The 12,870-nt window shown below is 70.3% G+C and carries 10 protein-coding genes; 6 read left to right on the forward strand and 4 right to left on the reverse strand.

The features are described 5' to 3' along the window. The first annotated feature begins 100 nt into the window (after positions 1 to 100). Positions 101 to 958 (forward strand): IclR family transcriptional regulator, encoded by an 858-nt coding sequence (locus tag ACWCV3_RS09290; RefSeq protein ID WP_451220709.1) that lies wholly within the window; start codon positions 101 to 103, stop codon positions 956 to 958. Positions 959 to 1,055: 97 nt separating this feature from the next. After that, on the forward strand, positions 1,056 to 1,493 hold the full coding sequence (locus tag ACWCV3_RS09295; RefSeq protein ID WP_030806138.1) for an SsgA family sporulation/cell division regulator: 438 nt from the start codon (positions 1,056 to 1,058) through the stop codon (positions 1,491 to 1,493). A 100-nt stretch (positions 1,494 to 1,593) separates the two neighbouring features. Here the strand turns inward: ACWCV3_RS09295 and ACWCV3_RS09300 are convergent, their stop codons facing one another. Then, complete coding sequence (locus ACWCV3_RS09300; RefSeq protein ID WP_451220712.1) at positions 1,594 to 3,036, reverse strand: YibE/F family protein; 1,443 nt, start codon at positions 3,034 to 3,036, stop codon at positions 1,594 to 1,596. A 236-nt stretch (positions 3,037 to 3,272) separates the two neighbouring features. On the opposite strand from ACWCV3_RS09300, the gene thiC reads away from it, so the two are divergent. Beyond that, positions 3,273 to 5,078, forward strand: coding sequence for a phosphomethylpyrimidine synthase ThiC (gene thiC / locus ACWCV3_RS09305; protein ID WP_451220715.1), 1,806 nt, complete (start codon positions 3,273 to 3,275; stop codon positions 5,076 to 5,078). Positions 5,079 to 5,106: 28 nt separating this feature from the next. Here thiC and ACWCV3_RS09310 read toward each other — a convergent pair whose 3' ends face one another. The 3 genes from ACWCV3_RS09310 to ACWCV3_RS09320 form a co-directional block, all read right to left on the reverse strand. Further along, on the reverse strand, positions 5,107 to 5,955 hold the full coding sequence (locus tag ACWCV3_RS09310; RefSeq protein WP_451220718.1) for a hypothetical protein: 849 nt from the start codon (positions 5,953 to 5,955) through the stop codon (positions 5,107 to 5,109). A gap of 194 nt (positions 5,956 to 6,149) precedes the next feature. Further along, positions 6,150 to 7,223 carry a metallophosphoesterase gene (locus ACWCV3_RS09315; protein WP_451220721.1) on the reverse strand — a complete coding sequence of 358 codons (1,074 nt, stop codon included), beginning with the start codon at positions 7,221 to 7,223 and terminating at the stop codon, positions 6,150 to 6,152. Between the two features lie 294 nt (positions 7,224 to 7,517). Continuing rightward, positions 7,518 to 8,630, reverse strand: a complete 1,113-nt coding sequence (locus ACWCV3_RS09320; RefSeq protein ID WP_451220724.1) for a LacI family DNA-binding transcriptional regulator — start codon at positions 8,628 to 8,630, stop codon at positions 7,518 to 7,520. 415 nt (positions 8,631 to 9,045) lie between these two features. Between ACWCV3_RS09320 and hisC the strand changes: the two genes are divergently transcribed. From hisC to cydB, 3 genes are all read left to right on the forward strand, one after another. After that, positions 9,046 to 10,131 carry a histidinol-phosphate transaminase gene (gene hisC, locus ACWCV3_RS09325; protein WP_451220727.1) on the forward strand — a complete coding sequence of 362 codons (1,086 nt, stop codon included), beginning with the start codon at positions 9,046 to 9,048 and terminating at the stop codon, positions 10,129 to 10,131. 208 nt (positions 10,132 to 10,339) lie between these two features. Beyond that, a complete protein-coding gene (locus tag ACWCV3_RS09330; RefSeq protein ID WP_451220730.1) occupies positions 10,340 to 11,848 on the forward strand; it encodes a cytochrome ubiquinol oxidase subunit I in 1,509 nt (502 codons plus the stop codon). 15 nt (positions 11,849 to 11,863) lie between these two features. Further along, entirely contained in the window at positions 11,864 to 12,868 is a 1,005-nt protein-coding gene (cydB, locus tag ACWCV3_RS09335) for a cytochrome d ubiquinol oxidase subunit II (protein ID WP_451220733.1), read from the forward strand. Positions 12,869 to 12,870 lie beyond the last annotated feature (2 nt).

The following is a 12,870-nucleotide window of genomic DNA, read 5'->3' on the forward strand; positions in this document are numbered from 1 at the left end:
CGGAACTCCCGTGGGGCCCCGAATCCCACGGGCGGCACGCACCGCGCCCGTGTCCACCCCGCACGGGCCGCCCCCACCTCCGCGCTTCGGGAGTTGCTCCTTGGCCACGGTCGACACCGCCCCGGCAGAACCCCACGCACCCCCTTCTCCGGCGCGGTCCTGCGCGCCCCCGATGCAGCGGCCACCGGCCGCGACCGCCCCCGACAAGCACTCCGCGACCCTCATCGGGTCCGTCCAGCGCGCGATGCGTCTGCTGGAGACGGTCGCCGCGCACGAGCACGGCGCCCCCGCCAAGCAACTGGCCCGCGAGACCGGCCTCGCGCTCCCCACGGCCTACCACCTGCTGCGCACCCTGGTGCACGAGGGCTACCTGCGCCGGGACAAGGGGCGGTTCTTCCTCGGCGACGCGGCGGACCGGCTCAGCAGCAGCGGAGCGCAGCAGAAACGTCGCAGCACGGTGGCCGACATCCTCGCGCACTGGCGCGACGTGATCGGCGCCCCGGTGTACTACGCGATGTACCGGGACGGCGAGATCGAGGTCATGACCGTGGCCGACTCGCGGGAGGCTCCGGCGGTCGCGGAGTGGGCCGGCTTCCGCGAGACCGGACACGCCCACGCGGTCGGGAAATGCCTGCTCTCCCAACTGGACGACGACGCCCGCCGCGACCACCTCGCGCGCTACCCGGTGCGCTCCCTCACTCCCTACACGGTCCGCGACAACGATGCCCTGCTCAGGCGGCTGGCCCGGACCCGGCGCATGGAACCGGTGATGGAGCGGCAGGAGTACGCGCTTGGCGCGGTCTGCGCGGCGGTGCCGATCACTGTGGGTACAACCGCCGCGACTATGGCGATTTCCCTCCCGGCCCGCCAGGCAGATCAACTGCCATGTATGACAAGGAGGTTGCAGACGGAGATGGGCCGTCACATGGGCGCTCTGGCGCTCTCTATCAGCATCTGAAAACTCACTCCTTGTGATCTGCCATACACTTTCAGCTAGATTTGACCCCAGTCAGGGATTAAACCCGGCCAATCGATGTCTTATGACGGGGTAGGCGATGCGCGAGTCCGTACAGGCAGAAGTCATGATGAGCTTCCTCGTCTCGGAGGAGCTTTCCTTCCGTATCCCGGTGGAGTTGCGCTACGAGACGAGTGATCCCTATGCGGTGCGGCTCACCTTCCATCTGCCCGGCGACGCCCCGGTGACCTGGGTCTTCGGCCGGGAGTTGATGATCGACGGGGTGGGCCGGCCGTGCGGCGAGGGAGACGTGCACATCTCCCCCGTCGACTGCGAGGTGCTGGGCGAGGTGCTGATCCGGCTTCAGGTGGGCGGCGACCAGGCGCTGTTCCGCTCCTCCACGCCCCCGCTCGTGGCGTTCCTCGACCGCACCGACAAGCTGGTACCGCTCGGGCAGGAGGGCGCGCTGGCCGACTTCGACACCCATCTCGACGAGGCGCTGGGACGCATCCTGGCCGAGGAGCAGAGCGCGGGCTGACGTAGTGGGGGCTGGGGGGAGCCCGCGCTCGACCCGGCTCCGGTGATCTTTGAAGAAACGCTTCTGCAAGATTTCGGAGCCGCAGGCCCGGCTGCTCCGCTCAGCGCTTCCGGCGTCGTCCCCGGCCTCCCGAGGCCGCTACGGGCCGGGCGCCCGCCGGAGCCGCCGTACCGGGCGCAGGCCGGTCCGCCGAGACGACCAGGGCGGCCAGCGCGGTGGTGAGCGGCACGGAGGCGACCAGACCGATCGAGCCGACCAGCGTACGCACGATCTCCTCCGCCACCAGCTCGCTGGTGGCCACCGTGCCGACCCCGCTCTGCGCGATGGAGAACAGCAGCAGCAGGGGCAGCGCGGCGCCCGCGTAGGCGAGGACCAGGGTGTTGACGACCGACGCGATGTGGTCGCGGCCGATACGGATGCCAGCCCGGTACAGCTCGCGCCAGCCCATCGAAGGGTTGGCCTCGTGCAGCTCCCACACGGCCGAGGTCTGGGTGACCGTCACATCGTCCAGCACGCCCAGCGAGCCGATGATGACGCCCGCGAGCAGCAGGCCGCTCATGTCGATGGACGGGTAGAGCCCGTGGATCAGGCCGGTGTTGTCGTCCGTGTTGCCGGTGAGCGCGGCCCAGCCGATGAACTGCGAGCCCAGGAAGCCGATCAGCAGCAGGGAGACCAGCGTGCCGAGCACCGCGACGGAGGTCCGCGCGGAGAGACCGTGGCACATGTACAGGGCGATGAGCATGATCGCGCTCGACCCGACCACGGCCACCAGCAGCGGGTTCGAGCCCTGGAGCACGGCCGGCAGGATGAACAGGGTCAGCACCAGGAAGCTGACGGCCAGGGCCACCAGCGCCATGACGCCGCGCAGCCGGCCCACCACCACGACGGCGACCGCGAAGATCCCGGCGAGCAGGGCCATGGGGAACCCGCGGGCCAGATCGGTGACCGCGTACTGGAGTTCCTTCGGCGCCTTGGGCTCGTAGGCGACCACGACCTTGTCGCCCTGGTGCAACTGCCGGGTCTGGTCGGGCTGCACCAGCTCGGTGAAGGTGCGGCCCCTGTCCTTGCCGGTGTCGACCCTGACCGTGGCCTTCTTGCAGGGGCCCTTGCCGTCCTCCTGGGCCACGGGAGCGCCACCGGTGCCGGAGGGGTCGCCCACGGGAGCCTGACCACCCGCGCCGCCGAGCTGGCAGCTCACCGAGGTGACCTGGGTGACCGTCGCCTGCTGGGTCTGGCGGTCGAAGCCCACGCCGGTGCGCTGGTGCGGGGGTGCGCCCCCGGGCCAGAGCACTACCAGGCCCACCACGACGGCCGCGCTGAACGGGATCAGGATGGCCGCGATGACCTTGCGCAGATGCCGGGAGACCGGCGCGGCAGGACCGTGACTGTGGGAGTGGCCGTGCCCGCCCCCCGAGCCGTGCCCATGGCCGCCCTGCCCGTGCCCGCCGCGCCCTGGGTCACCCCCGTCGCCGTGGCCTGGTCCGGAACCGGGCCGGTGGGGTGGGCCGGGAGGAGGGTAGGGAGGCTGCTGCGTGGTGGTCACGGCCCGATCATTGCAAGAACGGGGGAGGCCCACTGTTCATCCCGTCACATGGGGCGCTAGCGTGGAGGCACCTTTGCACACGCGGGAGCTCGGAGCACCGGGCTGAGAGGGCGCTGACCTCCGTCGTCGAGATGTTTCACGTGGAACGTGGTTCCGCGGGATCGTCCGCGTACGGGAATCGCTGCGTCGACCGCCGAACCTGTTACCGGGTAATGCCGGCGTAGGGAGTAGGTCTCATGACCAACAAGGACGCACGCACGCCTGCCTCCACGCGGAGCGCGACGAACAGCTCGTCGGGCGAGGAGGCCGGGAAGTCCATCGGCTGGCACAAGGCGTACGTCGCGGGTTCGCGCCCCGACCTGCGCGTGCCGGTCCGTCAGGTGCACCTCACCAACGGGCGGTCGGTCACGCTGTACGACACCTCCGGCCCGTACACGGATCCGGAAGCCGACACCGATGTCCGCCGGGGGCTGGCCCCGCTGCGGGAGAACTGGATCGTCGCCCGTGGCGACACCGAGGAGTACGCGGGCCGTCCGGTCCGCCCGGAGGACGACGGCCTCAAGCACACCTCACCGCGCGGCGGGCTGCGCAACCTGGACGCGGTCTTCCCGGGACGGCCCCGCCAGCCCCGGCGCGGCCGTACGGGCAGGGCGGTCACGCAGCTCGCCTACGCCCGCCGGGGGGAGATCACGCCGGAGATGGAGTTCGTGGCGCTCCGGGAGAACGTCGCCCCCGAGGTGGTCCGCGAGGAGATCGCGGCGGGCCGTGCAGTGCTGCCCGCCAACGTGAATCACCCGGAGATCGAGCCGATGATCATCGGCAAGCGGTTCCTGGTGAAGGTCAACGCCAACATCGGCAATTCGGCGGTCACCTCCTCGATCGAGGAGGAGGTGGAGAAGATGACCTGGGCGACACGCTGGGGCGCGGACACGGTCATGGACCTCTCCACCGGCCGCAACATCCACACCACCCGCGAGTGGGTGCTGCGCAACTCCCCCGTGCCCATCGGCACCGTGCCGCTCTACCAGGCGCTGGAGAAGGTCGACGGCCGGGCCGAGGAGCTGACCTGGGAGATCTACAAGGACACGGTGATCGAGCAGGCCGAGCAGGGCGTGGACTACATGACGGTGCACGCCGGAGTGCGGCTGCCGTACGTCCCGCTCACGGCCAACCGGAAGACGGGCATCGTCTCGCGCGGCGGCTCGATCATGGCCGCCTGGTGCCTGGCGCACCACAAGGAGTCCTTCCTCTACGAGCACTTCGAGGAGCTCTGCGAGATCCTCGCCGCCTATGACGTCACCTACTCGCTCGGTGACGGTCTGCGGCCCGGCTCGATCGCGGACGCCAACGACGAGGCGCAGTTCGCGGAGTTGCGCACCCTCGGGGAGCTCAACCGGATCGCCAGGCGCTTCGACGTGCAGACGATGATCGAGGGCCCCGGGCACGTCCCGATGCACAAGATCAAGGAGAACATCGACCTTCAGCAGGAGATCTGCGATGAAGCTCCGTTCTACACGCTCGGTCCGCTGACCACGGACGTCGCGCCGGCCTACGACCACATCACCTCCGGCATCGGCGCCGCGATGATCGCCTGGTGGGGCACGGCGATGCTCTGCTACGTCACGCCCAAGGAGCACCTGGGCCTGCCGAACCGGGACGACGTGAAGACCGGGGTCATCACGTACAAGATCGCCGCTCACGCGGCCGACCTCGCCAAGGGCCATCCCGGCGCCCAGGAGTGGGACGACGCGCTCTCGGACGCCCGCTTCGAGTTCCGGTGGGAGGACCAGTTCAATCTCGCCCTGGACCCGGACACGGCACGCGAGTTCCACGACGAGACACTGCCCGCCGAACCCGCCAAGACGGCCCACTTCTGCTCCATGTGCGGGCCGAAGTTCTGCAGCATGAAGATCTCGCAGGACATCCGGCGCGAACACGGCGCCGACCGGGCCGAGATCGAGGAAGGAATGGCCCGCAAGTCCCTGGAGTTCGCGGCCACCGGCAACCGGGTGTACCTGCCGATCGCGGAGGACACTCCGTAGGGCCTCTCGTTCGGATCGGACCGGATGCTCAGTCCGGCTGGTGTTCCGGCCCGCCGAAGTCCGGGCTCGAGTAGTCCGGGCTGCTGAAGCGGGGCCGGTCGGTGGCCGTGCCGTCCTCGGGGCTGCTGAAGCCGGGGCGGCCGTAGCCCAGGCGGGGCATCCGGCTCGGGCCGGGGGCAGGCAGGGGCTGTGCGGCGGGGGAGCCGGGCTGGGCGAGGGCGTCGCGGAGAAAGGGCAGGATGCCGCGTTCCAGCAGGGCGTCGCGCCACTCCTCCCGTGCCCGCGCCACCGCCTGGCGTGCCTCCGCCTGGGCGGCTGCCTCGGCGGAGGAGCTGTTGCGCAGCGCGGTCAGCAGCAGCGCCACCCCGGCGGCCAGCATCGCCGCCGCCGTCACGGCGCCGAAGACCCAGCCGACGGCGACCAGGGTCCGGCCGAACTGCCGGCCGGGGGCGACCATGCGCAGGATGTAGCCGACCAGCAGGAAGATCACGGCCGCCGTCCCCGCGAGCACGGGGGCGAGCACGACGACCATCGCGCTGGCACCCGCGCCGGTCTCCCCGGGAGCAGTGGCGAGCCCGAGGGCGCCCGGCTCCGCCTGCGCAGGGGAGCTTTCGCCGACGGCGGTCTCGGCCACCGGTGCCGGACGACGCAGCTCCTCGCGGACCTTGACGTAGGTCTGGTACTCGGTGGCGGCCGCTGCCGTGATGAGTGCCGTGGCGCTGAGCGCCATCGTGCGCAACTGCTCGGGGTTGAGCCGCTGTCCGACGGCTGACAGCTCCGGGTGTCCGGGTGCGGAGCGCAGCGCCTCATCGAGGAGCCGCTCGAATTCCCGGCGGTCCTCACTCAGCAGGTGCTGCGGAACGCTGTTCATGTGCATCCCCCGATGCTCCGTAGGGCTTGGGGCTCGCATGGTGACGAGCCGTCGGGCAGAAACGGAGGGGAGCCTGCTACGGATAGGCCGATGGTAGAGCTGTCGTACCGCACGGAGACAGGGGGTTGCCGGAAATCGCGGCGATGCCCGGTGCCGGTTCCGCGCCGTCCGGGCCTGCTGCCGGGCGGCGCGGTGACAGGTCAGGCGTCCAGCGGAAGTTGCTGGACCAGCAGCTTTCCGGCCATGGTCACGCCGCCGTCCATGGCGATGGCGAGGCCGTCGGCGTAGACGTGCGGGCCCTCGACGTGCGGCTCGCCACGCTCCTCGCCCTCCTCGGAGCCGACCTGGCCGAGCAGGTAGGGGATCGGGCTGTGGCCGTGAACGACCCGGGAGCCGCCGTACGTGTCCAGCAGGGAACGCACGGCGTCGGCGCCGCCCTCGTCGCGGAAGGAGAAGCGCTTGGTGAACTTGCGGAACAGGTCCCAGACCTCGTCCGCGTCGTTGCGGGTCAGCGCGTCGCGGACGGTGTCGTTGACCGCCTCGATCGAGTCGCCGTAGTCGAGGTAGGCGGTGGTGTCGGAGTGGAGCAGCAGATGGCCGTCGACCTCCTCCACCGCGTCGAGCCGGGCCATCCACTGCAGGTGGTGGTCCTGGAGGCGGTCCATGTCGGTCTTCTGGCCGCCGTTGAGCAGCCAGGCCGCCTGGAAGGTGGCGGTGCCCGCGCCGGAGTTGACCGGGGTGTCGCCGAACCGCTTGGCGCCGAGCAGCAGCAGCTCGTGGTTGCCCATGAGCGCCTTGCAGTAGCCGCCGGCCGCCGCGGCCTCGGCGGACAGCCGCATCACGAGGTCGATGACGCCGATGCCGTCCGGGCCCCGGTCGGTGAAGTCGCCGAGGAACCAGAGCCGGGCGGTGCCGGCGCACCACCGGCCCTCCTCGTCGACCAGGCCCTTGTCCCGCAGCGCGCTCAGCAGCTCCTCGATGTAGCCGTGGACGTCGCCCACGACGAACAGCGGGCCGGGGCCCGCCTCGGCCTGCTGTAGCGGGGCGGGAGCGGGCTCGACGGGCGGCGGGAGGGTGTCGCCGCGCTGGATGACCGGCAGGTCGCGCGCGGTCGGGGTGTACCCGTCGGGGTGGTCCTCCTCGTGCGGAGGGACGACGTCACCGGGGTGCACGGCGGCGTACGGACCGGTCTCGTGGACGTACGCGGGCACCCGGAAGTCGCGCAACGTCGCCGTACGCCCCGTCTCGGGTCCCTGACCGGCCCCCTGAGTCATCAGACCCCTCCACCATCGCGCCGAAGCTGCACCGCTTCGGACTGCCTGGTCGCAGCGGCCCGCGGTGTCGTGCGCCCATCATAGGAATGCGCGTCGCGCCATGTGATGACCCAGGGGTGGTGAATCACGGTGAGGTCCCTGATCACCGGGGCTTTCGTCCCGATTGGGCAGGAGTCCGGCCGTTGCCCGCCCGGAATCGAGTGGCCGCCGGGCGGTCGTCCGCCCCGGTTCGACGGCGTGGCGGTCCCCCCGCCACGCCCCGCGGCCTCTCCGTCCCCCCTCGGGCCGGTCTCCTCAGCCCCGCTCCGGCACCCGCGGCGGGCTGACCGTGGTGCGCGGCGGACGGCGCTGGGAGGAGGTGCGCACGATCAGCTCCGTCGGTATCACCTGCTCGACCGGCTGGTCCGACTCGACTCCCTCGATGGCGTCGATGAGGAGCTGAACGACCGCCGTGCCGATGCGGCGCGGCTTGAGCGAGAGCGTGGTGATGGGCGGCTCGGTCGTGGCGTACACGGTTGACTCGCTGCAGCACACCAGCAGCAGGTCGTCCGGGACGCGCAGGCCGTAGCGCCGTGCGGCGGCGAGCAGGTCGGTGCCGTTGGGGTCGAAGAGGCCGTAGACCGCGTCCGGGCGGTCGGGGCGGGCGAGCAGCCGGTCGGCGGCGACGGCGCCCGCGCACGGGTCGTGCGCGGGGTAGGCCTCGTAGACCGGGTCCTGGCCGACCCGCTCGCACCAGCGCAGGTAGGCGGTGGTGGACAGGTGCGTGTACGTGTCCGTCGTGGTGCCGGTGAGCAGGCCGATGCGGCGGGCCCCGGCGGCGGCGAGGTGGTCGAGGATGCCGAGGACGGCGGCCTCGTGGTCGTTGTCGACCCAGGCGGTGACCGGGAGGGCGCCGGCCGGGCGGCCGTCGGAGACGACCGGTAGACCCTGCCGGACCAGTTCGCTGACGACCGGGTCCTGGTCGGAGGGGTCGATGACGACCGTGCCGTCCAGCGCGACGTTGGACCACACGTCGTGCCGGGAGGTCGCGGGCAGGATGACCAGGGCGTACCCGCGGGCGAGCGCGGCGGAGGTGGCGGCCCGCGCCATCTCGGCGAAGTACGCGAACTCCGTGAAGGTGAAAGGTTCATCCCCGTACGTGGTCACGGTCAGGCCGATCAGGCCGGACTTGCCGGTACGGAGGGTGCGGGCGGCGGCCGAGGGCCGGTAGCCCAGTCGGTCCGCGACCTCGCGGACGTGGCGGCGGGTGGCGTCCGGGAGCCGCCCCTTGCCGTTGAGGGCGTCGGAGACGGTCGTGATGGAGACCCCTGCGGCGGCGGCCACGTCTCTGATGCCGGCCCGTCCGGGCCGGCTGCCCCGCCGGGAGGTTTCCGCGCGGCTCACCTGGTGCTTCCCTGCTGCTGTCATGGCGAGCCGATAGTAGGGCTCTTGTAGTGGGGTAGGGCGGACGCATATGCATGCGTTGACAGGCACGTTTCTGCATGGTCGTTGGACTCCAACCGCCTTTGAAAGCAAGTCAGTTACCTGACCGGACGGCAGGACGTGTCTTGTCGACGCGTGTGGGCCTGCCAAGTGCCCCATGTCTCGAAGAGGTCTCAACTCACCTTCACGGGGGATGCGCGCCACGGCGCGAGCCACCGGCGCGCGGACAAGTGCGCGGTGCGCCCCCTGAAGCGCGGCCGGTCGCCCGGCGCGGCTCGTGCCGCCCGGGGGCGGGGAAGCGGGACGCACCGGTGCGCAAGCGCGCCGAATCCTCATAAGGTGAGGAGCATTGGATGCCGGCGGCGTCGACGGTCCGCCGGTGGTCGCGAGGAGGACTGCGGTGAGCGAGACGAGCCCCAAGCTGCGCGCCGAGCTGGAGGGTATCCCCACCTACAAGCCGGGCAGGCCCGCCTCGGCCGAGGGTCCGGTCGCCTTCAAGCTGTCCTCCAACGAGAACCCCTATCCCCCGCTGCCGGGTGTCATGGAGCGGGTCGCGGCGGCCGTGGCCGAGTTCAACCGCTACCCCGACATGGCGTGCGGCGGTCTGGTGGCCGAGCTGGCGGAGCGTTTCGGCGTCCCCGTCTCCCACCTGGCGACGGGCACCGGCTCGGTCGGCGTGGCCCAGCAGCTCGTGCAGGCGACCAGTGGTCCGGGCGACGAGGTGATCTACGCCTGGCGCTCCTTCGAGGCGTACCCGATCATCACGCGGATCAGCGGAGCCACGCCCGTGCAGGTGCCGCTCACGCCCGGCGATGTGCACGACCTGGACGCGATGGCGGACGCGATCACCGAGCGGACCCGGCTGATCTTCGTCTGCAACCCCAACAACCCGACCGGCACCGTGGTGCGCCGGGCGGAGCTGGAGCGGTTCCTCGACCGGGTGCCCAAGGACGTGCTGGTGGTGCTGGACGAGGCGTACCGGGAGTTCATCCGCGACCCCGAGGTGCCCGACGGGGTCGAGCTGTACCGGGAGCGGCCGAACGTCTGCGTGCTGCGCACCTTCTCCAAGGCGTACGGGCTGGCCGGTCTGCGGGTCGGTTTCGCCATCGCGCACGAGCCGGTGGCGGCGGCGCTGCGCAAGACGGCGGTGCCGTTCGGTGTCAGTCATGTCGCGCAGGAGGCGGCGATCGCCTCGCTCCGGGCCGAGGACGAGTTGCTCGGCCGGGTCGGTTCGCTGGTGTGCGAGCGAGCCCGGGTGGTCGACGCGCTGCGTACGCAGGGCTGGACGGTGCCCGAGACGCAGGCCAACTTCGTGTGGCTGCGGCTGGGGGAGCGGACCATGGAGTTCGCCGCGGCGTGCGAGGACCACGGGGTCGTCGTGCGGCCGTTCGCCGGTGAGGGTGTGCGGGTGACGGTCGGGGAGACCGAGGCCAACGACCTCTTCCTGAAGGCGGCGGAGACGTTCCGCCGGGAGGTGTCGGGCTGACGCCGGTCCGCCGTCCATGAGGTGAGGGGCCCTGCCGGGAGGCGGGGCCCCTCGTCGTGGGGGCCCCCTTGCGGGTGCCGAATACGTGTGCGCCATAATGGCTTGTGAATGTGAACGCTTTCACAAGCTCCGACCGGATTGCCCCGTATGTGGGGGGCATAAGCGGCGAAGGCCGCACCGGAACGGCTAAGTAAGGAGGGGTGACGACGTGGAACTGGCGTTGGCACCGGAGACCCTGGCGCGCTGGCAGTTCGGCATCACCACCGTCTATCACTTTCTGTTCGTCCCGCTGACGATCTCCCTGGCCGCTCTCACGGCCGGGCTGCAGACGGCCTGGGTGCGCACCGAGAAGGATGTCTACCTCAGGGCCACCAAGTTCTGGGGCAAGCTCTTCCTGATCAACATCGCGATGGGCGTGGTCACCGGCATCGTGCAGGAGTTCCAGTTCGGCATGAACTGGTCGGAGTACTCGCGCTTCGTCGGGGACATCTTCGGCGCCCCGCTGGCCTTCGAGGCGCTGATCGCCTTCTTCTTCGAGTCGACCTTCATCGGCCTGTGGATCTTCGGCTGGGACAAGCTGCCGAAGAGGATCCACCTGGCCTGCATATGGATGGTCTCGATCGGCACCGTCCTCTCGGCGTACTTCATCCTCGCGGCCAACTCCTGGATGCAGCACCCGGTCGGCTTCCGCATCAACAAGGAGCGGGGGCGCGCCGAACTGACCGACTTCTGGGCCGTGCTGACCCAGAACACCGCGCTCGCCCAGGCGTTCCACACCCTCTCCGCGGCCTTCCTGACCGGGGGCGCCTTCATGGTGGGACTCGCCGCCTACCACCTGGCCCGGCGCCGGCACATCAGGGTGATGCGGACCTCACTGCGGCTCGGCCTGGTCACCGTGGTGATCGCCGGCCTGCTCACCGCCATCAGCGGCGACACCCTCGGCAAGGTGATGTTCAAGCAGCAGCCGATGAAGATGGCCGCCGCCGAGGCCCTGTGGGACGGTCAGAAGCCCGCGCCCTTCTCGGTGTTCGCCTACGGCGACGTGGACAAGGGCCACAACCGCGTCGCCGTCGAGGTGCCGGGCCTGCTGTCCTTCCTGGCCAACGACGACTTCTCCTCGTACGTCCCCGGCATCAACGATGTGAACAAGGCCGAGCAGCAGAAGTTCGGGCCGGGGGACTACCGGCCCAACATCCCGGTCGCCTACTGGGGTTTCCGCTGGATGATCGGGTTCGGCATGGCCTCCTTCACTCTCGGCGCGCTGGGGCTCTGGCTGACCCGGAAGAGGTTGCTGCTCCCCCGGCACCTGCGCACCGGTGACGACGAGGTGCCGCATCTGGTGCTGTTCGGGAGGCGGACGCTGGGCCCGAAGCTCACCCCCTGGTTCTGGCGCGTGGCCACCTGGACGATGGCCTTCCCGCTGATAGCCAACTCCTGGGGCTGGATCTTCACCGAGATGGGCCGCCAGCCCTGGGTCGTCTACGGCCTGTTCCAGACCCGCCAGGCGGTCTCCCCCGGTGTCTCCCAGACCGAGGTCGCCCTTTCGATGGCCGTCTTCACCGCGCTGTACGCGATCCTCGCGGTGATCGAGGTCCGGTTGCTGGTCAAGTACGCCAAGGCCGGGCCCCCGGAGCTGACCGAGGCCGACCTCAACCCGCCCACGAAGATCGGCGGCGACCATCACGACGCCGACCGGCCGATGGCCTTCTCGTACTAGCGCTGAGGGACAGCCATGGAACTGCATGACGTCTGGTTCGTACTCATAGCCGTGCTGTGGACCGGCTACTTCTTCCTGGAGGGTTTCGACTTCGGGGTCGGTGTGCTGACCCGGCTGCTGGCCCGGAACCGGCCGGAGCGGCGGGTGCTGATCAACACCATCGGCCCGGTCTGGGACGGCAACGAGGTGTGGCTGCTCTCCGCGGGCGGTGCGACCTTCGCCGCCTTCCCGGAGTGGTACGCCACCCTGTTCTCCGGCTTCTACCTGCCGCTGCTGCTCATCCTGGTCTGCCTGATCGTGCGGGGCGTGGGCTTCGAGTACCGGGCCAAGCGCCCCGATGAGAAGTGGCAGCGCAACTGGGAGTGGGCGATCTTCTGGTCCTCGCTGATCCCGGCGTTCCTCTGGGGCGTGGCCTTCGGGAACATCGTGCGGGGCGTGAAGATCGACCAGCACTTCGAGTACGTCGGCGGCCTGATCGACCTGTTCAACCCCTACGCCCTGCTCGGCGGGGTGGTGACGCTCACCCTGTTCACCTTCCACGGGGCGGTGTTCACGGCCCTCAAGACCGTCGGTGACATCCGCACCAGGGCCCGGACCCTGGCGCTGCGCTTCGGTCCGGTGACCGTCGTGCCTGCGCTCGGCTTCCTGGTCTGGACCCAGCTGCACAGCGGGGACGGCGCCAGCCTGGTCGCCCTTGCCGTCGCGGCCGCTGCCCTGGTCGGCGCCCTGGGTGCCGTCTGGCGGGGACGGGAGGGATGGGCGTTCGGGTTGTCCGGGGTGACCATCGCGGCTGCCGTGGCGATGCTCTTCCTCTCGCTCTTCCCGAACGTGATGCCCTCCACCCTCGACGCGGACTGGAGCCTGACGGTCACAAACGCCTCGTCGAGCCCGTACACCTTGAAGATCATGACCTGGTGCGCCGTCATCGCCGCTCCGCTGGTCATGCTCTACCAGGCATGGACGTACTGGGTCTTCCGCAAGCGCATCGGTACCCAGCACATCGCCGAAGCCGCACACTGACC

It is taken from the genome of Streptomyces sp. NPDC001781, from assembly GCF_053596035.1.